Origin of the sequence: Pseudomonas putida (assembly GCF_002906855.1) — a bacterium.
In the GTDB taxonomy this organism is placed as follows: domain Bacteria; phylum Pseudomonadota; class Gammaproteobacteria; order Pseudomonadales; family Pseudomonadaceae; genus Aquipseudomonas; species Aquipseudomonas putida_N.
Genome location: NZ_MINI01000028.1, coordinates 974,377 through 1,000,675, shown reverse-complemented (window position 1 = coordinate 1,000,675; position 26,299 = coordinate 974,377). Strand labels below are relative to the sequence as shown.

Below are 26,299 nucleotides of genomic sequence, written 5' to 3'. Positions count from 1 at the left end.
CGTTGTCGAGTGCTAACTTAGCATGGTCGGAAGAACCGCCGTTCACAGGGAGTGTCAGGACGTGACGTGCCGCATCATCGTAGCGGACGACCATCCATTGTTCAGGGAAGCGATGGTCCGCACCGTGCAAAGGGTTTTGCCGCAGGCGCAGATCGAAGAGGCTGGCGACCTGCAACAGGTGTTGGCGCTGGCCCGCCAGGGCGAAGCACCGGACACACTGATTCTCGACCTGCGCTTCCCGGGGCTCGACTGCATCGAGCGGCTGGCCGAACTGCGCCAGCTGTTGCGTCGTACCACCCTGATCATCGTGTCGATGGTCGACGACCCGGCGCTGATCGAGCATGTCATGGCCAGTGGGGTCGATGGCTTCATTGGCAAGAGCGTCGCCCCTGACGAGCTCGGCGCGGCGATCCTGGCCATCCGTGACGGCGAACTACTGGTCAGGTACAGCCCTTCAGGGTTGTTGCCGAGCCTTGGCAGCGCCAGCGAGGTGGAACAGCTTACCCACCGCCAACACGAGGTGCTGCGCCTGATCGCCCAGGGCAAGACCAACAAGGAAATCGCCCGCGCCTTGGACATCTCGCCGTTTACCGTGCGCATTCACGTGTCGTCGTTGCTCAAGGCGCTCAATGTCACCACCCGCACCGCAGCGGCGGTCAAGTACAGCGGTACCTGATACCGTTGGTCAGTGTCGCCTGCGTCTGGACTGATCAGGCCAGTGTGGCCGCCACTCTCAATCAATGAGGGGTGGCCAATGGCTTTGCCTCTCACTCCTGTGCCAGGCCCACCCCCGGTGGGCCCTTTTCCATGAACGAGGGCGCCAAAATGAACATACGACTGCACATGGGCGGAGGCAGCGCCCAGGACGACTGGCCAGAGCTGGCCCCTGACCAACGTGATGACCGGGCAGATGACCCGGATACCGACCCGAACCTGACCGATGACGATCAGAACCGCCCAGGGGTGCCTGCCAGCGACCCCGAGTCCGGTGCATGAGGCACTAGCTGGTCACACTGGAGTCGCTGACTGCCCGGCTGGGCTTGCCACCTGATTCGCGCCAACTCACCGCGGTTATCCCGTAGCGCTCAGCCATCGGTCGGCTCACCTTCCTGATCTTCTCTCGCCCGAATTTGGGGATGATACCGATCCCTGCATCACAACTTGCCCAGTGCCACGCCTCGGCGTTATCGATCTTCTCGAGCCGGATGATGAAGCTGCGCGGCTCGCCGTGCAGCAGGTAATCGATAATGTAAAGCTGCGGACTCGGCATCACGCCGCCCTCCTTTCTCCATGGATGACTTCTTCATTGAGTGATGCCGCCCGGGAAAGATTCAAAAAGATTGTCGAACCCTTCAGCAGAGCAGATGGCGGTGGCGATCACTCTCAAGAGGATATCGTCATCGTCCCCCGGTCCGACTGTGGTAGGTAGCCCGCCAGGCGCGCTGGCGGGCCTCAGCGAACGCCGCTATTGCTGATGCGGGCGCCCCCCGCCGTGGCTGTTCTGCCCGCCCTTGCGGCCAGCCTCCGATGCCCGTTGCCGATCATTGGCGAAGTTGCCGCCAGATGCCTGGCCGCCTTTGTGGCCGGCACGGGAGGCGCGTTCACGATCGTTGGCGAAATTGCCTGGGTTGGTTTCCTTGGTGCCGCCACGTTGTCCGGTCCGTTGTTGATCACCAGCCATGTCGTTTCTCCTTGCGATACGGATAGGTTGGGCGCATGAAACGGTGCCATGCCTTAGTTCCGAACCGGCGATGGGCGGGTCTGCTCAATCGGAATGTATGCGGCTGACCGGTGGCGCGAAAGGTTCTTGCTGCAAATGCTTGTGCGGCATGTATTGGCAAGGCAATTTTTTTGCAGTGCAGCGGTCACAACTTCAAGCGGCCCCGTCCCTGCAATGCCTCGCAGCAGAGCCGACGAGCGGCCTATAATGCTCGTTCAGCTGCCCGGCGATGCGTCGAAGGGCCAACATTCAGGTCTGCACAAGGCAACTCCATGACGTCGTCCCCTGAGCAACCCGCATCGCCGCAAAACCCAGCGCTGAGCCCGAGCCATCTGGATTTCCCGGTGGTCGGCATCGGCGCCTCGGCCGGCGGGCTGGAGGCCATCCGCACCTTCTTCCAGCAGATGCCTGGTGATTGCGGCATGGCCTTCGTGGTGGTGCTGCACCTGTCGCCCGATCACCAGAGCGTGGCCGACCGGATCATCCAGGAGGCCACCTCGATGCCGGTGCGCCAGGTCACCGAGCCCGTACCGATCGAACGCAACCACGTCTACGTGATCTCCCCGGCCAACCGCCTCTCCACCAATGACGGCTACTTGAGGGTCACCCCGGCCAATCGCCGGCGTGGCGACCACGTGGCCATCGACCTGTTCTTCCGCGACCTCGCCGACGTGCACAAGGACCACGCCTTCTGCGTGGTGCTCTCGGGTACTGGCGCCGATGGCGCGGTGGGCCTGTCGCGGATCAAGGAACAAGGTGGCGTGACTCTGGTGCAGACCCCGGACGACGCGCAGTACGACAGCATGCCACGCGCCGCAATCGAAACCGGCATGGTCGACCTGGTGCTGCCGGCTGCAGAAATGCCGCAAAAGCTCATGGAGCTGTGGCGTACCGCACGCCAGGTGAAGCTGCCGGAAATCGAGGACGATACCCTGCCACCGCCGCTGGGCACCCGGGCCGGCGATGCCCAGGCCGCAGAGCCTTTGCTCGAAGAGATCTTGCTGCAACTGCGCAGCGCCACCGGCCACGACTTCCAGCATTACAAGCGCGCCACCGTACTTCGGCGGATCGAGCGGCGCCTGCACGTGACCGGGCAGACCGACCTGGGCGGTTACCTGCGCCACCTGGAGCAGCACAGCAGCGAAGCCACGGCCTTGCTGGGCGACATGCTGATCGGCGTCACCAACTTCTTCCGCGACCGTGAGGCGTTCGAATCGCTGGAGCGTCATGTACTGCCGCAACTGGTCAGCGAAGGCGAGGACAATCGCGAGATCCGCGTCTGGTCGGCCGGCTGTTCCACGGGCGAAGAGGCCTACAGCCTGGCCATGCTGGTCAGCGAGCAATTGGCGCTGGAACAACGTGCCAGCAAGGTGCAGGTGTTCGCCACCGATCTGGACGAGCGCGCCATCGGCATTGCCCGCACGGGTTCTTATCCAGAAGCAATCGTCACCGACGTGCCGCCCACCCGCCTGCGCCAGTTCTTCATGAAGGAGGATCAGCATTACCGGGTGCGCAAGGAAGTTCGGGAAAAGGTTCTGTTCGCCCGTCACAACCTGCTGTCCGACCCGCCGTTTTCGCAGATCGACCTGATTGTTTGCCGCAACCTGCTGATCTACCTGGACCGCGAGGTGCAGGAGGATATCCTGCGGATGTTCCATTTCGCCCTGCGAAGCGGCGGCTACCTGTTCCTTGGCACCTCGGAATCAGCCGACGTGGCCAATGAGCTGTTCACGCCCGTGGACAAGCGCAACCGGATTTTCCGCGCCCGCGACGTCAGCCCCGCTGGCCGCAGTTCAGGCCGGCAGCTGCCAGCCGCTGGCATGGCCAACCTCGCCCAGGGCACCCAGGCCAAGGCCAAACCAGGTCGCAAGCCGTCCTATGCCGAAGTGCACCACCGCGCCCTGGCCCGGCGTACGCCGCCCAGCCTGATCGTCGACAGCGAAGGCAACATCCTGCACATGAGCGAAGGTTTCGGGCGTTACCTGCAACTGGCCGGCGGCGAGCCGAGCCGCAACCTGCTCAATCTGGTGCTGCCAACCTTGCGCCTGACCTTGCGCAGTACGCTGTTCCAGGCCCGTCAGGGCATCGAGGCCGTGACCTCGCGCCCGGTCGACCTTGGCGAAGGTGAGCACAGGCAGCAAGTGGAAATCACCGTGCAACCCTATAAGGACGAGCTCAGCGACAACGAATGCCTGCTGGTGGTGTTCGAAGAGCGCGCGCCCGACCCGTCGTTGCCTCTGCCCGGTGTCATCCGCCAGACCGACAGCATGGTGCTGCACAACCTGGAACGCGAACTGCAGCGAACGCGCGTGCAACTGCAGGAAACCATCGAGCAATCGGAAATTTCCAGCGAAGAACTGACCGCCTCCAACGAAGAAATGCAGGCGATCAACGAAGAACTGCGTTCGGCCAGCGAAGAGCTGGAAACCAGCAAGGAAGAACTGCAGTCGATCAACGAGGAGCTGCTCACCGTCAACTACGAGCTCAAGAACAAGGTCGAGGAGACCGACAAGGTCAACGACTACCTGAGCAACCTGATCGCCTCGACCGACATCGCCACGGTGTTCGTCGACCGCAACCTGCACATTCGCTGGTTCACCCCGCGCGCCACCGACCTGTTCAATATGCTGCCGCTGGACACCGGCCGATCGCTGCTGGACATCACCCACCACCTCGACTACCCGGCCCTGGCCGATGACGCCCGTGCCGTGGCCAAGGGCGAAACCATCATCGAACGCGAGATAGGCGGCCACGGCGATCACTGGTACCTGGCACGCCTGTTGCCCTACCGCTCCAGCGAGCAGAAGATCGACGGCACGGTGCTGACTTTCATCGACATCAGCAAGAACCACGCCGCCGAAGAGCGCGTGCGCCTGGGTGAAGAGCGGCTGAGCAAGCAGCTGGCAGAATCGCAGAGCTCCAGTCACATGAAGGACGAGTTCTTCGCGGTGATGTCCCATGAGCTGAAGCACCCGCTCAACCTGATTCAGCTCAATGCCGAGATCCTCCGCCGGTTGCCTACGATCAAGGGCATCGGCGCCGCCAGCAAGGCCGTGACGACCATTCGCGAAGCGGTGTCCAGCCAGGCGCGGATCATCGATGACCTGCTGGATGTGGCCCGCATTCGCACCGGCAAGCTCAAGCTCAAGACCGAGCCGGTCGACCTCGGCAGTATTGTCCAGGGCATCCATGCCGTGGTACTGAGCGAGCAGCACCCTTGCCAGGTGCGCCTGGAGTTGCCTGCCGACGACCTGCCATTGATGATCGAGGGCGATGTCACGCGCCTGGAGCAGATCATCTGGAACCTGCTGAACAATGCGCTGAAGTTCAGCCCGCCTGGCAGCGAGATTCGCCTGGTGCTGAGCCACGACGAGGTGCAGGCGCGGCTGCAGGTGATCGACCAGGGCGTGGGGCTGAACCCCGACAGCCTGGAGCACATCTTCGACCTGTTCAGCCAGGCGGCGCCTCAGTTGGCCAACCATGGCCGGGAAGGTCTGGGCATCGGCCTGTCACTGGTGCGCCAGCTCACCGAAGCCCATGGCGGCAGTGTCGAGGCCCGCTCGGCAGGGCTGGGCAAGGGCTGCACCTTCACCGTGCGCCTGCCGCTGTGCGACACCGGTTTGCAACCGCGTGGCGGTGGCCCCGAACCGTTCAGCGAGGGACGGCTGCAAGGCACCACCATCTTGCTGGTCGACGACTCACCCGAAGTCCTCGAGGTCATGCAGGAACTGCTTGAGATGGAGAGCGCCGAAGTCATGGCCTACAGCGACCCGCTGAAGGCCCTGGCGGCCGCTGCCGACGGCCACTATGACGTGATCATCTCAGACATCGGCATGCCGGGCATGGACGGTCACGCGCTGATCAGGGCCCTGCGTGGCCATGCTCATCTGCGCAACATCCCGGCGATCGCCCTGACCGGTTACGGTGCTAGCGCCGACCAGTACAAGTCGCGCCAGTACGGCTTCGATCGACACCTGAGCAAGCCAGTAGGATATGACGAACTGGTCGAGGCGATCGAGGTCCTGAGCGGTTCAGTGCCTTACTGAAAGGCTGGGGCCGCCTTGCGGCCCATCGCTGGCAATTCAGGCGTGCACACTCCACTGGGTGCTTTCGGCTTCGATCGGCAGCTCATCGATGGCATGTATCATCCCGCTTTCCAGCGCCTCGCTGGGGCCGAGGATCCGCGGGTAAGCCATCAGGTAACGCGGAACATCCAGCACTTCGCGGCTGCCTTCAGTACGTTCGGCAACAATTTGCGCATACAGGCGCAAGTCGTAGTCCAGGCTCATGGCATATTCCGCCATGCGCGCATGGTCCACCGAACCGTGCAGCGTCCAGTGGAACGGATGGAACAGGAACTTGCTGTAGCTGCATGCCGTGCGGTGCTCGCCCGCCAGAAACAGGATATTGCCCATGGACTCGACGGTGCCGAGGTTATGGGTGTGCACGCTGATCGGCAGCGCCCTCAGGAAGTTGTACAAGGTGAAACCATAGCTGCACTCGCCGCCCATGGTGGCGATGTTCAGCTGCAGCACGTCGGCGCCTTGCTGCATGGCGCGCGAGCAGGTGTTGATGAGGTTGCCGCAGGTGGATGAATTGATCGGCCCGGTGAAGTGGATGATATGTCTGGCCATGCTTGCCTCCTGTCTCTGGCAGGTCATTCCTTCGGTTTCTGCCTGTCGTCGCCGCGCTCGGCCATCTGCTGGTACTGCTTGCGCAAGGCATGCAGCTCGGCCGGGTCCATGTCCTCCAGGTCTAGCAGTGCCTTATGCGCCTTTTGAGTGGTGCGCAGCAACTCGTCAATCTTGATATGCAGTTCATCGTTATCGCGGTTCTGGGTGTTCTGGATCAGAAACACCATCAGGAAGGTGATGATGGTGGTCGAGGTGTTGATCACCAGTTGCCAGGTGTCGTTGAAATCGAACAACGGCCCGGTGATGCCCCATACCACAATCAACAGGAAGGCGACGCCGAACGCCATCGGCCGTCCGCTCCAGTTCGCCAGCCACTGACAGAAGCGATCGAATTTCATTCCGACGATCTCCTGCGTTGCATATCCGCTATGCGGTGGAATCGCTGGCGCCGGCAAAGTTCAACTCCGGCTTGCAGCATGGCCTTCGATCAACTGCGCTGAACCCTCACCGCTTTGCCCCGGTCGCAACTTCACAGTGACGTTCTACGGAGCAGGCTATGAGGACAGCAGCATGAGCGATATCCGCATCGGCATTTCCGGATGGCGCTACGGCCCCTGGCGCAAGGACTTCTACCCAAAGGGGCTGCGCCAGGACAGCGAGCTGGCGTTTGCCTCGCGAGCGGTGAACAGCATCGAGATCAATGGCTCGTTCTATAGCCTGCAGACGCCCGAACGCTATGTGAAATGGCGCGACGAAACCCCGGACGACTTCATTTTCGCGGTCAAGGGCCCGCGTTACATCACCCATGTGCGCCGGCTGAAGGAAATCGAAGAGCCAATCGCCAACTTCTTCGCCTCCGGGCCACTGCTGCTCGGCGACAAGCTTGGGCCGTTCCTGTGGCAGTTTCCGCCGAACATGAAGTTCGACGAAGCGCGATTCAGCCACTTTTTCCAGTTGCTGCCCAAGGACCGCAAGGCCGCACGCGCCTGCGCCCAGCGTTGCGCGCAGGCACTCAAGGATAACGGCGGCAGCGCCATCAAAGGCAATGTGCGGCTGCGCCACGCCGTAGAGATCCGCAACGAGAGTTTTCTCTGCCAAGCCTTCGTCAAACTGCTGCGCAAGTACGGTGTGGCCCTGGTCGTGACAGACAGCGCGGGCAAGTGGCCCTATGTCGAGGATGTCACCGCCGATTTTGTCTACATACGCCTGCACGGTGACGTCGAGCTCTATAGCAGCGGCTACACGTCACGTGCCTTGCGCCGCTGGAAGCAGCGTATTCAAGCCTGGGCCGAAGGAGGCCAGGCCGATGACGCGCAGCTGATCGTGACCGGGGCGCCGCCGCGACGGGCGTCACGGGATATCTACTGCTACTTCGACAACGATCAGAAGGTGCATGCCCCCTATGATGCGAGGCGCCTGCTGGAAAAGCTCAAGCTGGATTACCACCTGCTCACCGAACCGGGCGTGACACCGCAGGTGCAGCTATGAACAAGACCTTGCCCGCCCCCCACTGCATCATCGACAAAGTGACGGCGGTGCACCGCCTGAATGTGCTGACGATCAACGTGCACAAGGGCTTCACCCTGTTCAACCGGCGCTTCATTCTGCCCGAACTGCGCGACGCGGTGCGCGCCACCAATGCCGACCTGGTGTTTCTGCAGGAAGTGCACGGCAGCCACCAGCAGCATGCCGTGCGCCACCCTGCGTGGCCTGAGACGCCACAGTACGAGTTCCTTGCCGACAGCATGTGGCCGCAGTTTGCCTATGGCCGCAACGCGGTGTATCCCAACGGTGACCACGGTAATGCCCTGCTGTCGAAATTCCCGATCGTGCAGTACGAGAATCTCGACGTGTCGATCCAGGGCAACGAACAGCGCGGCCTGTTGCATTGCCGCCTGGAGGTGCCAGGCCATGCGCAGGTGCATGCCGTCTGTGTGCACCTGGGGCTGCGCGAGGCGCACCGGCAAAGCCAGGTACAACTGCTGCTGAAGCTACTCGACAGCCTGCCGACGCAGGCTCCGGTGATTATTGCTGGCGACTTCAATGACTGGCGCCTCAAGGCCGATGCGGTGCTCTCCCGGCGCCTGGTCGAAGCCTTCGGCGAGCATTTTGGCAGCCCGGCACGCAGCTTCCCGGCACGCCTGCCACTGCTGCGCCTGGACCGCATCTATTTGCGCAATGCCATGCCGACCAAGGCCCAGGTGCTTTCGATGTATCCCTGGTCGCACCTGTCTGACCATGCGCCACTGGCTGCGGAGATCAACCTGTGAACAGACCTTGGGTAGAGGGCAACAGTGTCCAGCTGCTGATCAATGGCGAGGCCTATTACCCACGGGTATTCGAGGCGATGGCCCGGGCGCGGGAAGAGATTTTGCTGGAAACCTTCATCATCTACGACGACAAGGTCGGCCAGCAGTTGCAGCAGGTGCTGATCGATGCCGCTGGGCGCGGGGTGCGGGTGGAAGTCGCGGTGGATGGCTACGGCACCGCCGACCTGCCCGACAGCTTCGTTGCAGCGCTGACCGATGCCGGAGTCAGCTTTCATGCCTTCGACCCGCAACCCCGGCTGGCCGGTATGCGCACCAACCTGTTCCGCCGCCTGCACCGCAAGATCGTGGTGATCGATGGTGAGCAGGCTTTCATCGGCGGAATCAACTACAGTGCCGACCACCTGGGCGATTTCGGTCCGATGGCCAAGCAGGACTATGCCGTGGAGGTGACCGGCCCGGTGGTCGCGCAGGTGCATGCCGCCAGCCGCAGGCTCATGGCCCCGGTGCTGGAGCCGCCCAGTGAGGTACGCCCGGTGACACAGCCGACCGGCCACAGCACGGCGGTGCTGATCGAACGCGACAATCGGCTGCGCAGCACTGACATCGAAGCCCACTACCTCCAGGCCTTGCGTGCGGCGCAGCGGCGGATAGTGGTAGCCAATGCCTACTTCTTCCCCGGTTACCGCCTGCTGCGCGAGCTGCGCAATGCGGCGCGACGCGGCGTCGAGGTCACGCTGATTCTCCAGGGCCAGCCTGACATGCGCTGGGTGCGCGCCCTGTCGCGCCTGCTCTACAACTACCTGCTGCGCGACGGCGTACGCATCCTCGAGTATTGTCAGCGGCCGTTGCACGGCAAGGTGGCGCTGGTTGATGACCAGTGGGCCACGGTCGGTTCCAGCAACCTCGACCCCCTGAGCCTGTCGTTCAACCTGGAAGCCAACCTGTTCATCCGTGACCCGGCCTTCAATCAGCACCTGTTCGAGCACCTGCAGCAACTGGCCGTCGAACAGTGCAAACCGGTGACGCTGGAACGGATGGTTCGCGGCTACTGGTGGCGAGCACCGCTGATTTTCGTCTGCTTCCACGTCATCCGGCATTTCCCACGGATCGCCGGCTGGTTTCCCGCCCACCGCCAGCGCCTGCGTTCGGTGCAGCCGGAGGTCGAGGCCCAAGGTGATCTGCATGAGGGCAATACCTGATGGCACAGAAAGTTTGGCAAATCTGGGGCAAGCGGTTGTTCACCGTGGCGTTTCTGATTCTCATCCCGGCATTGCTTTATGTACTGGCCCGCAACCTGGACTGGAACGAAGTACGCCAGTCGCTGCTGGCCTACAAGCCGGGCACGCTGGCCATAGGCCTGGTGCTGGCGCTGTGCAGCTACCTGATCTTCGCCAGCTACGACCTGCTGGCCCGCGCTTATACCGGGCACCGCCTGCCGGCCCGGCAGGTGCTACCGGTGGCATTCGTGTGCTACGCCTTCAACCTCAACTTCACCACCTGGGTGGGTGGCGTTGCCTTGCGCTATCGCCTGTACAGTCGCCTGGGCCTGGACACACCGACCATTACCCGCATCCTTACCCTTGGCCTGCTGACCAACTGGATGGGTTACATGCTGCTGGCCGGCAGCGTGTTTGCCCTGGGGCTGGTCGAGTTGCCGGCGAACTGGGCGGTCGGCGCTGGAGGGCTGCGCTTGATCGGTGTGCTGTTGCTGGTCATCGCTGTCGGCTACCTGCTGGCTTGCGGCTTTGCGAAAAAGCGGACCTGGCGCTGGCGTGAACACGAAGTTACCCTGCCCTCGCTGCGCCTGGCGCTGTGCCAGGTGGCGCTGGGTGCCAGCAACTGGGCCATGATGGCCTTGCTGATCTTCTGGCTGTTGCCTGGCGAAGCGTTCTACCCCTCGATCCTCGGCATCCTGCTGATCAGCTGTGTCGCGGGGGTGGTCGCCCATATACCTGCCGGCCTTGGCGTGCTCGAGACGGTATTCCTCTCCCTGCTCCACGGGCAGATCGGCCAAGGCCCCCTGGTGGCGGCACTGCTCGGTTACCGGACGTTGTATTACCTGATTCCGCTGCTGGTCGCCCTATTCACCTACCTGATCCTGGAAAAGCGCGCCAAGGCCATGCGCCAGCGCGACACACCGGCCTGATGGCCCGCGAGGTAACATGCGCATTCACCTGATGATATTGCTCGCCAGCCTGGCCAGCGGCGAAGTGCTGGCCGAAGCCTGCGATGTGCAGACGCGTTCCTCCAGCGAAGCGGTAAAGCCGGTCGAGGGTCATACCTGCTACAGCTTCAGCAACATGCCCGCTGAAGCGATCAGCTGGTCTTGCAGCAACGAGAGCAAGGACATGCTCAGCACCGAAAAACACAAGGTGGCGCGCTGCGCCGATGGCAGTGTGGGCAGCTGCATCGCACCGCTGACCCAGGAAACCCTGGCCAATCCCAAGGCCGGCGGGCGGGACCAGCCTTCGACGAAGCCGGCCCTGCCCAAGGATGCCAGGGTCATCACTTACTACTACGACACGCCTAGCCTCGGCCAGGCTCGCGCAGACTGCGAGCGCAACGAGGGCATCTGGCAGACCCATTGATCCAGAAGATGCGCATCAGGGCGAGATAGGGTCACTGGCCGGGAAGGTCTCTTCCAGCGCATTGTCCACGCTGCTTTCCTTGGGCTGCACGGTTTCGCCACACTTGCAGTCGGCCATGCGGCAAGGTTCGCCATTGCGGTGCCCGCTGGCGCAGGCCTCGCAGCAGTAGGCCTGGCCACCCTGCTGCACGGCGTTGGCATCGACGGTACAGCTGCAGTGGTTACAGGCACAACGTTGCTCGTTCATGGTGTGTTCCCCTCGTCGTCTTCGATCACATCATCTGTCCACGGCTCGCCGTCCAGTGGTGCAGAGCGCGCAAGCTCGGCTTCGTCCAGGCCGATGCCGCCGCCGATCTCGTCGGCATCCACGTGGCGCAGGGCCTGGTCCGCTGGCCCTCCGCCACCAGGTTCATACGGGTCGCGGGCGCCGGTTTCATCCAGCAGCGTATCGGGGCTGAGGTCGTCGTAGGTCACATTGTCTTCATGCAGGCTGTCGCTCAGGGCCTCGCCGCCGGTCATGCCGCTTTCGGCAACGCGCCGCGCGGGGAACTCCTGGGCCACCTCGGCGGCTGGCCGCTCATCACCGGCCCGGCCTTCGTGCTCATCATTCCGGTCGCTGAAGTCCAGTTCACGGATGCTGCCCATGCGGTCTTCGGTGTCATCGATTTCGGTGGGTGTGTACGGCTTCGGGTCATTGGATCGGTTCATCGGGGTTCTCCATCAGTGCGGTACACACGGTCGACTCCGCCAAGCTGTGGATGATTCAGAGTTTTTTTGAACTAGCACGCAGGTGGCCACCTCCCAATCTACAGACAGGGAATCACCCCGGAGCCCGCCATGGCCAAGCCCCTTGCAGAGTACGAACGCAAGCGCGATTTCACCGCCACGCCCGAGCCCAGCGGCAAACGTGGCCGGGGCAAGCACGCTCACGCCCTGCAGTTTTGCATCCAGAAGCACGACGCCAGCCACCTGCACTACGACTTTCGACTGGAACTAGACGGCACGCTGAAGAGCTGGGCCATTCCCAAAGGCCCATCACTGGACCCGAAAGTGCGGCGCCTGGCGGTGCATGTCGAAGACCACCCGTTGGACTACGCCGATTTCGAAGGGCATATCCCCGAGGGCCATTACGGGGCCGGCGACGTGATCGTCTGGGACCGGGGTATCTGGGAGCCCGAAGGCGATGCCCGCCAAGCCTATGCCAAGGGCAAGCTGCGCTTTCGTTTGCAGGGCGAAAAGCTCAACGGTGTGTGGAACCTGTTCCGCACCCACCTGGCCGGCAAGAAAGAGCAATGGATGCTGGTAAAGTCGCACGACGAACAAGCGCGTAGCGAAGACGAATACAGCATCGTCGAGGCCCAGCCGCACAGTGTGCTCAGTGACCGCACCCTGCTGCCCCGGCGTACGGCCAAAACCAAGTCCTCGGCAACCCGGACCAACCGTAAGCGAACCGGCAGCGCGGTCAAGGCTGCACTGCCCGGGCACTTTCAACCGCAGCTCGCCACCTTGGTCGATTCGCCGCCCGACGGCGACTGGCGTTACGAGGTGAAATTTGACGGCTATCGCATGCTCGCCCGAATTGACGGCGACGACATCCGCCTGTTCACCCGTAATGGCCATGACTGGAGCACCAGGATGCCAGGCCAGGTTGCCGCGCTGCGGGCGCTTGGCGTCGATTCGGCGTGGCTCGATGGCGAGATGGTAGTCAACGACGAGCACGGCAAGGCCGACTTCCAGGCCCTGCAGAATGCCTTCGACACCGATCACGACGAACAGATCAGCTACTACCTCTTTGACCTGCCATACCTGGGCGGCCGCGACCTGCGCCAACTGCCGCTGCAGCAACGTCGCGAAGCCTTGCGTCAGCTGCTCGAACACAACCAGTCGGACAGGCTCAGGTATTCCGAAGACTTCGACCAGCCTGTCGACTCGCTGCTGGACAGCGCCTGCCGCCTTGAGCTCGAAGGCCTGATTGGCAAGCGCGCAGACAGCCTCTATGTCGGCCGGCGCAGCGCAGACTGGGTCAAGCTCAAGTGCAAGCAACGCCAGGAGTTCGTGATCGTCGGCTTCACCGACCCCAGAGGCAGCCGCAGCGGCTTTGGGGCCCTGCTGCTGGCCCTGCACGACAACGACAGCGGCGAACTGCGTTACGCCGGCAAGGTTGGCACCGGCTTCAGCGCCACCACGCTGGACAGCATCCATGCTCGCCTCAAACCACTGGAAATCGCCAGGCCCGCTCTGCCCAGGCCGCCGACCGGCGTTGAAGCACGTGGCGTGCACTGGCTCAAACCGCAGCTGCTGGCCGAGGTTGCCTATGCCCAGATGACCCGCGACGGCGTGGTGCGCCACGCGGTGTTCCATGGGCTGCGCGATGACAAGCCTGCCACCGCCATCGACCTGGAGCGCGCCATGCCCGGCAAGACCCTGCCCAAACGCCAGCAAGCCGACCTTTCGGACGACCTCGGCGAGCTGCGCCTGACCCATCCCGACCGGGTGATCGACGCTACCATTGGTGCGACCAAGCGGCAGATTGCCGAGTACTACGCCGAAGTCAGCCAGTGGCTATTGCCACAACTCAAGGATCGCCCCGTGGCGCTGGTGCGGGCCCCGGACGGCCTGGCTGGGGAGCTGTTCTTCCAGAAGAACGCCGGCCAGTTGCACATCCCCCATGTGCTCACCTACGACAAGGCCGAAGCCGGTCAGGCGGCCATGGTCATCAACCGCGCCGATACCCTGCTGGGCGCGGTGCAGATGAACATGCTCGAACTGCACACCTGGAACGCCACCGACAAGGATTTCGACAAGCCCGACCGCTTCGTGCTTGACCTCGACCCGGACCCGGCGCTGCCGTGGAAAGCCATGCTCGAGGCCACGCAACTGGCCCTCACCCTGCTCGACGAACTGGGCCTGAAGGTGTTCCTCAAGACCAGCGGCGGCAAGGGCATGCACCTTGTGGTCCCGCTCACCCGCCGTGCCGGTTGGGACGAGGTGAAGGATTTCAGCCACGCCATCGTCGACTACCTCGCCAAGCTTTTTCCAGATCGGCTGAGCGCTGTTTCAGGGCCGAAGAACCGAGTGGGCAAGATCTTCATCGACTATCTGCGCAACGGCAAGGGCGCCACCACGGTGTGCGCGTATTCCCTGCGAGCCCGAGAAGGCCTGCCGGTATCGGTGCCGATCTGGCGCGAGGAACTGGCCCAGCTCAAGGGCGCCAACCAGTGGCATATCGGCAACCTGCGCGAGCGCCTCGCCGAAATCGACGACCCGTGGGCCGACATGGCCAAGACCCGCCAATCGATCACCGCGCGCATGCGCAAGCAAATGGGGGTGGCATGAGCATTGTCCAGGATTTCGACCTCACCAACCTCGACCGGCTGTTGCGCAACTTTGGCGAACGGCCGCAGCCGCTGAACCTCGACACCCAGCTGCCGCAACTGATCCAGGCCCTGCAGGCCGACCACCTGGACCTGCTGCCCCTGCCCGGGCAAGGCAACACCTTGCGGCGCTGGCAGACCCTGGCGCGAGTGGCCGGTTGCGACCTGGCATTGGCCAAGCTTTACGAGGGCCATACCGATGCCTTGGCCATCCTCGCGGAATGTGGCGCAGCGCACCACGTCGATGAAGGCATCTGGGGCGTCTGGGCCGCCGAGCCGCCAGATGCCCGCGCACGCATCGTCGCCCGTGACGGCGACCAGGTGCGCCTGGCCGGGCGCAAGGCCTGGTGCTCCGGCGCACTGCAAATCGACCGGGCGCTGATTACCGCCTGGGCCGAAGACGACCAGCCACAGCTGGTGGCGATCGAACTGGCGCACCCAAGCCAGGGCTTGAGCATCGATCGCTGGCAGGCCGTGGGCATGGCCAACACGGCGAGCGTCGAGGTGACGTTCGACAACACCCCCGGCACCGCCATCGGCAGGCCCGGGCAGTATCTGTCGCGCCCAGGCTTCTGGCACGGCGGTGCCGGCATTGCCGCCTGCTGGTACGGCGCCGCCGAAGCCTTGGCAGATTATCTGCGGGCGCATTGCCACAACCCCCACCGCGACGCCCATGCCGATGCCCACCTGGGCGCCGTCGATGCCGCCTTGTTCGGCGCCCGCGCAGCGCTAAGGGAATGCGCAGCGTGGATCGACCGCCACCCCGATACCGACGCCAGCTACGAAGTGCGCCGCACCCGCGCCCAGGTCGAGCACGCCGTCGAGCAGGTCATTGGCCACGTCGGCCGTGCACTGGGGGCGACGCCGTTCTGCTGTAACAGCCACTTTGCCCGTCTCAGCGCCGACCTGCCGGTGTTCATTCGCCAGAGCCATGCTGAACGCGACCTAGCGGCATTGGGTGCGCAAGTGACACAAGTACCAGCCGGAGCGTGGAAGCTATGAACACCAACCTGATCCAGTCCAGCGACGGTACACCCTGGGCCGAGTGGCAGCAGGCCGCCCACCTGGCGCGTGCCACCTGGATAACGCCACAGCAATTGTGCCCGCCCGGGCGCCGCCTGGTGCTGATTGCACCGCACCCGGACGACGAAGTGCTGATGGCCGGCGGCTTGCTGACGCATTTTCACGGTCGCGAAAACGAACTGCTGCTGATTTCCGCCACCGACGGTGAGGCTAGCCACTGTGGCTCTGAACACTGGACCGAGCATCGCCTGCGCAGGCAACGCCCGCTTGAGAGCCGGCAGGCCTTGCAGCAACTCGATCTGGACCTCAACCGCCTGGACTGGCGCCGACTGAACCTCAAGGACGGCGCCTTGCCTCGCGAAGAGGCCTTTCTGGTCAACCACCTGACCCAGGTGCTGCGGCCCGATGACGTGCTGATGGCGACCTGGCGCCACGATGGGCATGGCGATCACGAGGCGGTCGGCAGAGCCGCGGCGCAGGCTGCGCAAGCGCGCAAGGCGCAATTGATCGAAGTGCCGGTGTGGGCCTGGTACTGGGCACAGCCGGACGACCCGCGCCTGCCCTGGCCACGGGCCCACCGCATTGAGCTGGACGACACCGCCCTGGCGCGCAAACGCAAGGCCCTGGCCGCCCATGTCAGCCAGCTGGAGCCGGACGGCCCGCGCCCACCCGTGCTGCCGGCCCGGCTGCTGGATTGTCTGTTGCAACCGTTCGAACTGGTGTTTCTTTAAACGGAGTGGTCATGAGCCTCGATGCGCAATATTTCGCCGACCTGTATGCCCGCAACGAAGACCCGTGGGCGTTCCGCACCCGCTGGTATGAAAAACGCAAACGCGAGCTGGTCGCGGCCAGCCTGCCGCGCCAGTGCTACCAGCGGATCTTCGAGCCGGCCTGTGCCAATGGTGAACTGAGCGTGCTGCTGGCCGAGCGCTGCGCCGACCTGCTCTGCCAGGACCTCGACCCAACGGCGGTGGGCCTGGCCCGTGAACGCCTGGTCGATGTGCCGAATGCTTCGATCGAGCAGGCCAGGCTGCCCGGTGACTGGCCTGGGGGGCACTTCGACCTGATCGTCCTCAGTGAGATCGGTTACTACCTCGACCCAACCGATTGGCTGCAGGTCATCGAGCAGTCGGTCGCCAGCCTGACGTACGACGGAGGCCTGCTTGCCTGCCACTGGAAACATCCGATCGCGGGCTGCCCGCAGGATGGCCGTGAGGTACACCAGTTGCTGGCCAGGCACCTGCCGCTGTTCGCCGTCTACCGGCACGAGGAAGCCGACTTCCTGCTGGAGTACTGGTCGTGCCAGCCCAGCCTGGTCGACCTGGACGAGACTTGCCCATGATTGGCGTGGTGATTCCTGCACACAACGAAGCCAGGCGCCTGGGGCGCTGCCTGAAGGCCATGGCTGCCGCCGTGGCCAGTGCTGAACGGGCAGGCCATCGAGTGCGCGTGCTGGTGGTACTTGATCGCTGTGTCGATGGCAGCGCCCAGGTAGCCGCCCGGCATGCTGTCGATGTACTTGCGGTCGAGGCCGGCAACGTCGGCATGGCACGCCGCCTGGGAGCCGAATGGATGCTTCAGCGCGGCGCCAGCTGGCTGGCCTGCACCGATGCCGATAGCCAGGTGCCTGCGCACTGGTTGCTATCGCAGCTGGCCTGCACGGCCGAGGTGGTGTGCGGCACGGTGCATATTGCCCATTGGCAGCCTTGGCAACGGGCAGCGCTGCGCAAGCTCTACCTCAGCCGCTATGAAGCGCGGGAGGGCCATCGGCATGTCCATGGGGCCAACCTTGGCGTGTGTGCCCGGGCCTATGAGCGGGTGGGCGGGTTTCAGCCGCTGGCGGCCCATGAAGATGTGCAACTGGTGCGTGACCTTGAGGCCGATGGTGCGCAGATCGTGTGGACGGCCAGGCACAGTGTGGCGACCAGCAGCCGCATCGACAGCCGGGCTCGGGAAGGGTTTGGGGATTATCTGGCGAGTCTGTAGTGACCTGTTCCGGCCTCTTCGCGGGTACCACACATGCCTCAAGGGCGATGATATACCTGTGCGAGCGGGTTCACCCGCGAAGAGACCGGACCAGGGTTCAGGAGGCCTTGCGGCTACGCTTGGCCGTTTTTTTCGCGGCGGCGGGCTTCTTGCCACCGAGGCTGCGCTTGAGCAGTTCGGTAAGGTCGATAATATCGGCACTCTTCTCGCTGCCAGCTGCCTCGCCCTTGTCCACCACGCTGATCTTGCCTTTGCTGGCCTTTTCCTCAACCAGGTCCATGATGGTCTGGCGGAACGCGTCGTGGTACTCATCCGGCGCCCACGGCCCGCTCATGTCTTCGACCAGCCGCTTGGCCATCTCCAGCTCGCGCTTGTCGGGCTTGCTGTCGGTCACGCTGTTGTCCAGCTCCAGCGTTTCCAGGCCCCGCACTTCTTCCGGCCAGCGCAGGGTGATCATCACCAGCGCTGATTCCAGCGGGCGCAGCAGCGCCAGATGCTGGCGGGTATGCAGTACCACGGTGGCCAGCGCCACCTTGCCGGTCGCCTCCAGGGTTTCGCGCAGCAAGGCATAAACCTTGCCACCGCGCTTGTCGGGGCTCAGATAATAGGGGGTATCGAACTGCTGCAGGGGGATGTCCTGCGCTTCGACGAACGAGAAGATATCGATGGTCTGGGTGGCTTCGGGGCGGGCCTTGCGGATCTCCTCCTCGCTGATCACCACGTAGCGGCCCTTCTCGTACTCCACACCCTTGACGATGTTGTCCTTGTCGATGTCCTTGCCGGTAACCTTGTTCACCCGCTTGTAGCCCACCGGCTCCATGCTGCGCTTGTCGAGCCAGTCGAAATCGACCCGCTCGGTGCGCACCGCGGTATTGAGCGACACCGGGATATGGACCAGACCGAAACTGATCGCGCCTTTCCAGATAGCCCTGGCCATTGCCTGCACCTCCCAGGCCCGACGATGGGCCTCCTACCAGAAGTGACTGCGTGGCGCCGCGAAGGTTTACTCGATTCGCCCTGCGGGTGGGTCAGCCCACCTGGGTGAACAGCACCCGCTTGAACGCCTCGGCCGCCAGGTGCACCTGCACTGCCCAGTCCCCCGCCGCATCGCTGCCAGCATCATCGGAGATGTACTTCAGGCACACGAACGGAATGCCCTCTTCGCGGGCAATCAGCGCAAACACGTAGGCCTCCATGTCGACCACATCGTAAGGGGCATCGCCATGGTTGACCTCGAAGCTGTCACCGCTGCCGCAGATTTCCACAGGCAAGCCGGGGATCGCCTGGCCATGCTCCAGCAGGACCGGGATGTTCGACAGCGGCGTTTCATAGCGGGCGAAGCCCAGCGGGGTCACGTCCATGTCGCGCTGCACGAAGCGCGTGCAGCACACCACCTCGCCCTTGCCGTGGCGCTGGCTGCCGGCCGAGCCGAGGTTGACGATCAGCTTGGGGCGCTGCTGCTGTATGGCCCGGGTCAGGGCGATGGCGGCGTTGACCTTGCCGATACCCGTGAACACGGTCCTCACCTCGCTGAAGACCTCGCCGGCTTCTGCCTCCAGGGCGAAGACGAACAAGGTATCGGCGAGGGAAATGTCGGGGAATTGCTTGATCAGCATCATGGCGCAGGGGGTCCGAATGGCTTGGGCGCCGCCATTGTCGGCCATCGCTACCTGATTGCAAGCCCTGCCGACGTCTGCGCCGTTACGGGCTCGCCACGGCCTTGGGCCAGCACCTGCGCAGCCACCGCCTGCAACGCGCGGGCAGCGGTTGCGCCATCGGCAAGTGCCCGTGCCCGCACCTGGCGCTGGTGGTCGGCACTGGTGCCAGCCTGCAGGATGAGCTGAGCCTGCTGGCAGGCCCGTTCAGCGTCCACCGTGTCGACGGCATGACGCGCCTGCAGCTGGCTCAGCCAGCCCTGTGCGGTGACCGGTTGCTGGTCATGCAGCCCGATGAACTCGGCAAAACGACCATGGCGCATGGCTCGCCAGTAGTTTTCCTGGGTAATCCAGCGCAGTTCACGGCCAAGCGGCATGGGGTCGTATCGGGGCTGCAGGTTGTGTTCCACCAAATAGCGGAACAAACCGGCCACGCACAGTGCATCTTCCAGATCAGGGCAGGCGTCGCAGATGCGCAATTCCACGGTGGGGAAGCGCCGCGACGGCCTGATTGCCCACCAGAAATCGCCGTCCTTTGCCAGCGCCCCGGTACGTTGCAGCAACGCCCGGTAACGCTCGTAGGCAGCCCAGTCCGGCAATGCCTCCGGCAGCCCCATATGCGGCCACTCACCACAGATCACCCGCCGGTAGCTCATGTAGCCGGTATCCTCCCCGCCCCAGAAGGGCGACGAAGTGCTCAGCACCAACAGCAGGGGTAACCAGTACAACAGGCGGTTGATCAGTTGCATGCGATCACAGCCAGGCGGCACGCCGACGTGGACGTGCAGGCCATTGAGCAGGCTGCGCCTGGCAACCAGCTGGTAGTCGTCGAAGACTTGGCGATAGTGCGGCGAAGGCCTGGCCTTCTGGCGCAGCCACGGCGCATTGGGGTGACTGGACGCACAGTAGAGGCCAACGCCCTCCTCGGCCAGACTCGCATTGAGGCGATGGCGGTATTCTTGAAAGAATTCGCAAGCCTCGTGCAGGTTACCGAATATCGGCGAGGCAATTTCGATCTGGCTGCGAAACATCTCTTCGACAAAATACTGGCCCGCTGCATCACGGCAGCGTCGGGCCACTGCGGGCGAAGGTGAGGTCAACAGCCGACCACTGGCCAGAACCGCCAGCAGGTACTCTTCTTCGATGCCAAACGTACAGGGGCGGTACATGCGGCATCAGGCGCAGCGGTTGACGGTCAGTGCCACCGCCGCAATGCGATCGACCCGCTCGTAGCCTGGCTCCAGCAGTTGCTCGCCGAATACATCGGGGTCGATTTCGCGGTACACCCATGCCCATTCTGGCCCGGCCAGGCGCAGGCGAATGGCTTCGAGCAATGCGTCACGGCCTTCGACGATGGCGACCCCGGTGTACAGCAGCAACGAGCCACCCGGGCTCAGGCGCTCCCGGGCCTGCTCGACGATACGCAGCGACAGTTCCGCGCCCAGCGCCCCGCCACCATGGCGGTAGGTGCGTTGCCCGGCATCGAGCATGTACGGCGGGTTGGCCACGATCAGGTCGAAATTGCCGCTGATGTCGTCCAGCAGGTCACTCGGTTCGACCGACACATTGCTGACACCGGCCAATGCCGCATTGATGGCCGTGTAACGCAGGGCCAGCGGGTTGATATCGACGGCGCTGACCTGAGCATGGTGGGCCGCACGGGCGATCACCAGTGCACCGACACCACTGCCGCAACCGATATCGACGGCGTGCTGGACAGGGATCGGGCTGCGCTGCAGGTGGTCGTGGATGACCTGGGCAAAGCGGTAGCTATCGGGGCCAAAGAACACCGCATCACTGGCCTCGGTCGGGTAGGCCGAATGCACCAGTAGCAGGTCGTCCAGGCTCGACCAGCGTACTCGGCTGCGCAACCACTCGCCCTCTTCGGCCACCACATCGGCGGCGCGCAGCTGTTGCAGTTCGTCGCTGGCGATCAGTGAAGGCGAGAACGGTCGGCTCCAGCCAAACACATCGCGCAGGTTGCTGGCATGCTCGGCGCCCGGCCGGGCGTTGTGGCGTGCCTGGGTAGCCGGTGTCACGCAGGTGAAGCGGTAACCATCTGCACGCAGGCGCCGGCCAAGCTGGAGCAGCGCCTCGTCGGCCCGGGCCTGTTGTGGATTGAGCATCATCAGTGCGGGCCCTCCTGGGCCAGGCCGGTAATGCGAAGGTAGGCACGGGTGGCGCACAGGCCCCGGGGCAGGGCATGACGATTGCCGGCCATGTCGGCGATGAGGCTGTCGATGTCTTGTGCGTGGGAGGTGTTTTCGGTCGCCGCTGGCACGTCTGGCAACCAGCTGCCGGGCGCAACGCGGCACAGGGGCGGCTGCCAGTCGGCGGCGATCCAGTCGTGCCACAGCTGCTTATCGTAGGCGTTGAACACCCCGAACATGGGCGCGCGCGGGCCTTCGATCAGCGACCACCAGCGGCTGTCTGCCGGGTTCTGCCCGCGCTTGATCCAGCCTTGAGTCTGCAATGCCTGCAGAAATGCCGGCAGCGTGCCAGCTTCGGCTAGCCACTGATTCACCGTACGCTGCTGCAAGCGACAACGGTCGGCATGCATGAACTGGCCAAAAGCGCGTTTGCGCTCGAGGGCTGCCAGCAGTTCGGCCTCAAGGTCGAAACGGCTGATCAAGGTCGGTGCCGGGGTGCCCAGATCATTGAGCCGGTAGCCGTGGCGAACCCGGCGGTAGAACGTCTCGGTATCCTGCTCGGGGCACAGCTGCTGCACCGCACGGATGGATTTGCAAGCATGGCCGCTGGCGGCATTATCGATGGTCACATGCAGCTGAAAGTAATAACCGTCTATACCCAGTTCAGCCAGTTCGTGGGTGGTGATCAGCAAGTGCAGGGGCGGCTGTTCGTAGCCCAGGTTGTAGCCGATCACCTCCGGCAGGAAGCTGTCCCCGTACCGGCCCAAGGCGAGCTGCAAGGCCCCTTGCAGATAGCGCTCATCGTCTAGCGCAAGTGGCTCGAGGCAACCTAGTCGACTCAACAGGCGCTGGTAGATCAGCACGTGATTGCTGCGCGGGTCGCCATCACCCAATTCTTCAAGATAGGTGCGGATCAGACCGTGGTACCGCGGGTCGTGCCAATGCCGCAGGGTGGCGTGCAGCCAGGCACCGTCGACGGCCTTGGTCGGTGCCACTTGTTGCAGGAACCAGAGAGCCTGGGCGCGATTGACAAAATAGCGCCGGGGGGCGCCGTGACGACGTTGCTCCAAGTAGTGGGCATGCTCATGGGCGACCTGCGCGGCATGACGTGTGCTCCAGGCATCGAGCTGCCCAGGCGTATCCGGCAGGTCATCGGCCAAGGCGCTGGCCTCGGCCAGCCTGGCCGCCAGCCATTGGCAACTGTCGTGGTCTTCGCCCGACAACAGCGCATGGTAACGGCTGGCAAGGCTGCTGCCAGTGGCCAAGGTCCCTGGAGCTACAGGGCTGTTGAGAGTTATGACCGTCATGCCTTGCTCCTGATCCGGCAGACCGCAGCGCCAGGTTGCCCCGGCACTGCGTTGCCTCACTTACGAACGGCCGCCCTTGCGGCCCGACTCGCTGCTGGTCCGGCCGCTGCCGGATTGCTGGCCGCCTTTGCGACCGGCCTCGGAGGCCTTCTCGCGATCATTGGCGAAGTTGCCTGGGTTCTTGTTGCCGCCCTGGCTGCCGCTGCGGCTGTTTTCTTTGTTGGCCATGGTCTCTAACCTCTTGTGGCTTTCGAAGTGCACGGCGCTGCGCCGTACATAAGGTCGGAGTTCGGAAATATCGGGGGGATTCGTTTTATTGCGAAGGGTTCGGACCGGTGGCGTTAAATATGCGGCGGTGGTTTATTTGGCGCGACAGCCGATTCTGCCTGGCGCTGACGTCTGCCCAACCAACCACCCGTCAACGCCCAGCCTATGGAAAGCCCAGCGCCGATCAGCATCGCCAGCTGGGGGTGATCGGCCAGCAGGTCCAACCCGCGCTTGAGCCAGCCGCTCAGGGCGTCGCCACCGCGGTACACCACAGTGTCGATGAAGTTTTTTGCCTTGTACTTGTCCTCGGCCGGCAAGACCGTGAACAACATCTCGCGGCCTGGCCGTACCAGCGCATATTCACCCGCCCGGCGCACCACCATGACTACCACGAAGAGGGCAAATACCGGTGCAAGCGCCAGCCAGAGGAAACCCGCTGCCATCACCAGCGGAACCGCCACCAGCAGCACGCCTACGCCCATGCGCCTGGCCAGGCGGCCGGTGAGGAACACTTGCGTGAGGATGGCCAGCGCCTGCACCACGGTGTCGATCAGGCCGAAAACCTGGGTCTGGCGCGTACGATCAATGAAGGTTTCGCTGACGATGCGGGCCTGCTCGAAATACAGGAAGGTACTGACACTGGCGAGTAGCACCACGAACAAGGCAATCGCCAGCAGATAAGGTGAGCGCAACACGGCGGTCGCGCCGGCGAAGGGATTTCCGCCCAGGGCGCGCGATGTGGGCTGTTCATTCGTATCAGGCAATGGGTTGCGATCGCGCCAGTGTTGCAGCCAGGCGCAGGCGACCACGCTGCCCACCAGCAACAACCCGGCCAGCAGCACCAGCCCGGCGTGCCCCAATGGCGCCACCAGCAGCGTACCCAGGATCGGCCCGCTCAGGCCACCCAAGCTGGCCCCGGCAGCCAGCAGGCCGAACAGGCGCTTGCCCTGCTCGGTGGAGAACAGGTCGGTGAGCACACTCCAGGCCAGCGAAATGCTCAGCAGGTTGAACACAGACAGCCAGATGTAGAAAGCCCGGGCGTTCCACAGGTCGTCTGGATCAACCGCAAACAGCACAGCGAAGAGCACCAGGTTGCTGGCGAAGAAACCATAGGTCCAGGGCAGGATGTGCCGGCGAGGTACTTTCGAGGCCAGCCAGCCAAACAGCGGCAGGCTGGCCACGGTGGCGATGAAGGTGCCGGTGAATAGCCATTGCAGGTTATCTACACCGCCCGCCACGCCCATGGTTTCGCGCACCGGCCGCAGCATGAAGTAGCCGGTGAACAGCAGGTAGAACAGCGATAGCCCGGCGATCACCGCAGGCCCCTCCCCGGGCTGGACGAGGCGCCTGCCCCAGCTGTTCATGGGCTCAGGCGAACTGCTTGATCAGCGCTTGTTGTTGCGCCTGGGTGAGCAGCGGCTCATGCCCTGCCTTGAGCTGGTCAACCTGACGCTCCGGTCGCCCGGTCGCCGGTATCACCGTGGTCACTGCCGGGTGGCTGATGGCGAACTTGAGAAACAGCTGTGCCCAGCTGCCGACACCGGCCTCGGCGGCCCACGCCGGCAGGGCCTGGTCCTTCACCCTGGCAAACAACCGGCCGTCGTCGAAAGCGCGGTTGATCAGCACGGCGACGCCCTTGTCCTGGCACAACGGCAGCAGTTCGCGTGCCGCTTGTGGGGCATTCACCGAATAGTTGATCTGGATGAAGTCCAGCGGCTCGCTGCGCACGATGCGCGCCACGTCTTCGTGGCCGCTGTTCAGGTAATGGGTGATACCGACGTAACGGGCCTTGCCCTGCTGCTTGAGTTCGCGGGCATAGGGCAGTTGCGTCTGCCAGTCGCGCAGGTTGTGGATCTGCAGCAGGTCGACCTTGTCAGTGCGCAGGCTCCGGAGCGTGCCGGCCCATTGCGCTTCGGCATCGGCCCGGCTGTCGGCAGCGATCTTGGTGGCAATGAAGCACTGCCGGTGCCAGCCGCCCTCCTCCAGCAACTGCCCGAGAACGCTGTCGGCGCCGCCATAGTTGGGCGAAGTGTCGATCACCTTGCCGCCACCGTCGAAGAATGCCTTGAGCACCACCTTGAGCTGCTGGAACTCGGTGGAGCCGGCCTCGACCTCGAAACTGCCGGAAGTGCCAGCACCAATCACCGGCAAGGCCTCGCCCGTGGAGGGGACCTTGCGCGTCAGCAACCCAGCGGAGCTGGCGGCATGCAGCCAAGGGCTGGCGGCTACCAACCCCAACGCCGCACCAGCGCGTAGGACATCGCGACGCTTGAACATGGCAAGGCTCCCGCCAATAAGTCGGAAACTTTCAAGGCTAGCCGCTCTCCCCTGCGCTGGCAGGTGATTGTGTATCTGGATATTTTGTGATCAGGCCTGCAGCAATGCGCTCAGGTCCAGACCCGCCTCGGTCATCGGTGGGCACCAGTAGTAGCCACCGGTCAGCGGCCGGCTGAAGCGGTACAGGCCGTCGATGATGCCATCTTCCAGGCCGCTCATGCGCCGCAGCTGCACTTCGAAGGCATCGAAGCTGTGGCCCAGTGCGACGAACGCCAGGCCTGCGCCACGGCTGTCGGCCCAGGCGACCGAACGGCGCACCATGAACGCTTCCGGCTCGAAGCTTTCCTGGGCGGTGCGCTTGACGTGAGCTGACGCGGGCGCGTCATCGAGTTCTTCGTTATCGCTCAGGCGGCGGCCGATGATGTTGTCCTGGTCAGCCTGAGGCAGCGACTTGAAGTACTCCAGATCATGCTTCCACAACTGGAAAGCGGCGAAGCTGGAACCGGCCAGGCCTGGCTGCCCGCCGGCTAGAAGGGCGGCATCCACCGCATCCTGGTCCACCGGGTTCTCGGTGCCGTCTTCGTAACCGGTCAGGTCGTGGCCACCGCGGTGCACGAAGCCATCGACGCTGTCAGCCAGGTGCAATGCCGGGGCCAGCACCTGTTCCAGTGCCTGGGCCTGAAGCAGCAGGTCGCCACGTTCGTTGCCGCGCAGCCACAACCACAGGGCGTGCTGAGTGCTCGGGTTTTCCACCGCGGCATCAAGCTGCGGGAAGGCGCGCAGGCCAGGGATGTCGCGGCCAAGGGCTTTTACCAACGGCGCACCGATACCGAGGATCAGGTTCTGGCCATCCACCTGCGGCAGCAATACATCCAGTATGGCAGGCAGCGCCTCGGGCGACTGCAGGGCGAAGAACAGGTGACGGGCGTGGGCCGGCACGGGGGTGGCAAGCAGACCTTGCTGGAACGGCATGACAGACTAATCCTCGGCAAAAGCGGAATGCTACTGCGCTGGGGCGCCTATCGCAACGCGGCAGGGAGACGCTGTGC

Annotated in this window: 27 protein-coding genes and 1 pseudogene; 13 read left to right on the top strand and 15 right to left on the bottom strand. The window is 63.9% G+C overall.

Going from position 1 to position 26,299, the window contains the following annotated elements; all coding sequences use genetic code 11:
- The first annotated feature begins 61 nt into the window (after window positions 1-61).
- Window positions 62-676: a LuxR C-terminal-related transcriptional regulator gene (locus BGP85_RS04945; RefSeq protein ID WP_103447401.1), complete on the top strand. Its 615-nt coding sequence runs from the start codon at window positions 62-64 to the stop codon at window positions 674-676.
- A 149-nt stretch (window positions 677-825) separates the two neighbouring features.
- Window positions 826-996, top strand: a complete 171-nt coding sequence (locus BGP85_RS28840; RefSeq protein WP_181004523.1) for a hypothetical protein — start codon at window positions 826-828, stop codon at window positions 994-996.
- Between the two features lie 4 nt (window positions 997-1,000).
- Here BGP85_RS28840 and BGP85_RS04940 read toward each other — a convergent pair whose 3' ends face one another.
- Window positions 1,001-1,270 (bottom strand): DUF6555 family protein, encoded by a 270-nt coding sequence (locus BGP85_RS04940; protein ID WP_103447402.1) that lies wholly within the window; start codon window positions 1,268-1,270, stop codon window positions 1,001-1,003.
- Between the two features lie 195 nt (window positions 1,271-1,465).
- A complete protein-coding gene (locus tag BGP85_RS04935; RefSeq protein WP_103447403.1) occupies window positions 1,466-1,681 on the bottom strand; it encodes a con-10 family general stress protein in 216 nt (71 codons plus the stop codon).
- A 311-nt stretch (window positions 1,682-1,992) separates the two neighbouring features.
- On the opposite strand from BGP85_RS04935, the gene BGP85_RS04930 reads away from it, so the two are divergent.
- Window positions 1,993-5,766 carry a CheR family methyltransferase gene (locus tag BGP85_RS04930; protein ID WP_103447404.1) on the top strand — a complete coding sequence of 1,258 codons (3,774 nt, stop codon included), beginning with the start codon at window positions 1,993-1,995 and terminating at the stop codon, window positions 5,764-5,766.
- 36 nt (window positions 5,767-5,802) lie between these two features.
- Here the strand turns inward: BGP85_RS04930 and BGP85_RS04925 are convergent, their stop codons facing one another.
- Both BGP85_RS04925 and BGP85_RS04920 read right to left on the bottom strand, forming a co-directional pair.
- On the bottom strand, window positions 5,803-6,354 hold the full coding sequence (locus BGP85_RS04925) for an ATP-dependent Clp protease proteolytic subunit (RefSeq protein WP_103447405.1): 552 nt from the start codon (window positions 6,352-6,354) through the stop codon (window positions 5,803-5,805).
- Window positions 6,355-6,377: 23 nt separating this feature from the next.
- Window positions 6,378-6,752, bottom strand: coding sequence for a low affinity iron permease family protein (locus BGP85_RS04920; protein WP_103447406.1), 375 nt, complete (start codon window positions 6,750-6,752; stop codon window positions 6,378-6,380).
- A 172-nt stretch (window positions 6,753-6,924) separates the two neighbouring features.
- Here BGP85_RS04920 and BGP85_RS04915 point away from each other — a divergent pair, with 172 nt between their 5' ends.
- From BGP85_RS04915 to BGP85_RS04895, 5 genes are read left to right on the top strand one after another with little or no spacing between them, the layout of a single operon-like run.
- Window positions 6,925-7,842: a DUF72 domain-containing protein gene (locus BGP85_RS04915; protein ID WP_103447407.1), complete on the top strand. Its 918-nt coding sequence runs from the start codon at window positions 6,925-6,927 to the stop codon at window positions 7,840-7,842.
- Entirely contained in the window at window positions 7,839-8,624 is a 786-nt protein-coding gene (locus BGP85_RS04910) for an endonuclease/exonuclease/phosphatase family protein (protein ID WP_103447408.1), read from the top strand. Before BGP85_RS04915 ends, BGP85_RS04910 begins: the two co-directional genes overlap by 4 nt.
- Entirely contained in the window at window positions 8,621-9,823 is a 1,203-nt protein-coding gene (gene clsB / locus BGP85_RS04905; protein WP_103447409.1) for a cardiolipin synthase ClsB, read from the top strand. The genes BGP85_RS04910 and clsB overlap by 4 nt, the downstream gene beginning before the upstream one ends.
- Window positions 9,823-10,770, top strand: a complete 948-nt coding sequence (locus BGP85_RS04900; protein ID WP_103447410.1) for a lysylphosphatidylglycerol synthase domain-containing protein — start codon at window positions 9,823-9,825, stop codon at window positions 10,768-10,770. The genes clsB and BGP85_RS04900 overlap by 1 nt, the downstream gene beginning before the upstream one ends.
- Window positions 10,771-10,786: 16 nt before the next feature.
- Entirely contained in the window at window positions 10,787-11,212 is a 426-nt protein-coding gene (locus tag BGP85_RS04895; RefSeq protein WP_103447411.1) for a hypothetical protein, read from the top strand.
- Window positions 11,213-11,227: 15 nt separating this feature from the next.
- On the opposite strand, the gene BGP85_RS04890 is transcribed toward BGP85_RS04895, so the two are convergent.
- Together BGP85_RS04890 and BGP85_RS04885 are read right to left on the bottom strand one after the other, a co-directional pair.
- Window positions 11,228-11,458 carry a metallothionein gene (locus tag BGP85_RS04890; protein ID WP_103447412.1) on the bottom strand — a complete coding sequence of 77 codons (231 nt, stop codon included), beginning with the start codon at window positions 11,456-11,458 and terminating at the stop codon, window positions 11,228-11,230.
- Window positions 11,455-11,919 carry a phosphotransferase system, HPr-related protein gene (locus BGP85_RS04885; protein WP_103447413.1) on the bottom strand — a complete coding sequence of 155 codons (465 nt, stop codon included), beginning with the start codon at window positions 11,917-11,919 and terminating at the stop codon, window positions 11,455-11,457. Before BGP85_RS04885 ends, BGP85_RS04890 begins: the two co-directional genes overlap by 4 nt.
- 129 nt (window positions 11,920-12,048) lie before the next feature.
- Here BGP85_RS04885 and ligD point away from each other — a divergent pair, with 129 nt between their 5' ends.
- From ligD to BGP85_RS04860, 5 genes are read left to right on the top strand one after another with little or no spacing between them, the layout of a single operon-like run.
- The gene (ligD, locus tag BGP85_RS04880; RefSeq protein WP_103447414.1) at window positions 12,049-14,547 is read left to right on the top strand and encodes a DNA ligase D; all 2,499 of its coding nucleotides are present in this window, start codon (window positions 12,049-12,051) and stop codon (window positions 14,545-14,547) included.
- Window positions 14,544-15,587: an acyl-CoA dehydrogenase family protein gene (locus tag BGP85_RS04875; protein WP_103447415.1), complete on the top strand. Its 1,044-nt coding sequence runs from the start codon at window positions 14,544-14,546 to the stop codon at window positions 15,585-15,587. Before ligD ends, BGP85_RS04875 begins: the two co-directional genes overlap by 4 nt.
- A complete protein-coding gene (locus BGP85_RS04870; RefSeq protein WP_103447416.1) occupies window positions 15,584-16,339 on the top strand; it encodes a PIG-L deacetylase family protein in 756 nt (251 codons plus the stop codon). The genes BGP85_RS04875 and BGP85_RS04870 overlap by 4 nt, the downstream gene beginning before the upstream one ends.
- Before the next feature lie 11 nt (window positions 16,340-16,350).
- The gene (locus BGP85_RS04865; RefSeq protein ID WP_103447417.1) at window positions 16,351-16,950 is read left to right on the top strand and encodes a class I SAM-dependent methyltransferase; all 600 of its coding nucleotides are present in this window, start codon (window positions 16,351-16,353) and stop codon (window positions 16,948-16,950) included.
- The gene (locus BGP85_RS04860) at window positions 16,947-17,594 is read left to right on the top strand and encodes a glycosyltransferase (protein ID WP_103447418.1); all 648 of its coding nucleotides are present in this window, start codon (window positions 16,947-16,949) and stop codon (window positions 17,592-17,594) included. Before BGP85_RS04865 ends, BGP85_RS04860 begins: the two co-directional genes overlap by 4 nt.
- A gap of 97 nt (window positions 17,595-17,691) precedes the next feature.
- Here BGP85_RS04860 and ku read toward each other — a convergent pair whose 3' ends face one another.
- From ku to BGP85_RS04815, 9 genes and pseudogenes are all read right to left on the bottom strand, one after another.
- Window positions 17,692-18,531, bottom strand: a complete 840-nt coding sequence (gene ku, locus BGP85_RS04855) for a non-homologous end joining protein Ku (RefSeq protein ID WP_103447419.1) — start codon at window positions 18,529-18,531, stop codon at window positions 17,692-17,694.
- Between the two features lie 91 nt (window positions 18,532-18,622).
- On the bottom strand, window positions 18,623-19,213 hold the full coding sequence (locus BGP85_RS04850; protein WP_103448260.1) for a 5'-methylthioadenosine/S-adenosylhomocysteine nucleosidase family protein: 591 nt from the start codon (window positions 19,211-19,213) through the stop codon (window positions 18,623-18,625).
- A 47-nt stretch (window positions 19,214-19,260) separates the two neighbouring features.
- A complete protein-coding gene (locus tag BGP85_RS04845) occupies window positions 19,261-20,418 on the bottom strand; it encodes a carboxylate-amine ligase (RefSeq protein WP_103447420.1) in 1,158 nt (385 codons plus the stop codon).
- A 6-nt stretch (window positions 20,419-20,424) separates the two neighbouring features.
- Window positions 20,425-21,378 (bottom strand): methyltransferase, encoded by a 954-nt coding sequence (locus tag BGP85_RS04840; protein WP_103447421.1) that lies wholly within the window; start codon window positions 21,376-21,378, stop codon window positions 20,425-20,427.
- Window positions 21,378-22,706, bottom strand: coding sequence for an iron-containing redox enzyme family protein (locus BGP85_RS04835; RefSeq protein ID WP_103447422.1), 1,329 nt, complete (start codon window positions 22,704-22,706; stop codon window positions 21,378-21,380). Before BGP85_RS04835 ends, BGP85_RS04840 begins: the two co-directional genes overlap by 1 nt.
- A 60-nt stretch (window positions 22,707-22,766) precedes the next feature.
- Window positions 22,767-22,889: pseudogene (locus BGP85_RS04830) on the bottom strand (general stress protein); the annotation flags it as partial.
- Window positions 22,890-23,047: 158 nt separating this feature from the next.
- Window positions 23,048-24,337, bottom strand: a complete 1,290-nt coding sequence (locus BGP85_RS04825; protein WP_103447424.1) for an NTP/NDP exchange transporter — start codon at window positions 24,335-24,337, stop codon at window positions 23,048-23,050.
- 4 nt (window positions 24,338-24,341) lie between these two features.
- Window positions 24,342-25,250, bottom strand: a complete 909-nt coding sequence (locus tag BGP85_RS04820; protein WP_103447425.1) for an aldo/keto reductase — start codon at window positions 25,248-25,250, stop codon at window positions 24,342-24,344.
- A 90-nt stretch (window positions 25,251-25,340) separates the two neighbouring features.
- Complete coding sequence (locus BGP85_RS04815) at window positions 25,341-26,222, bottom strand: Dyp-type peroxidase (RefSeq protein ID WP_103447426.1); 882 nt, start codon at window positions 26,220-26,222, stop codon at window positions 25,341-25,343.
- Window positions 26,223-26,299 lie beyond the last annotated feature (77 nt).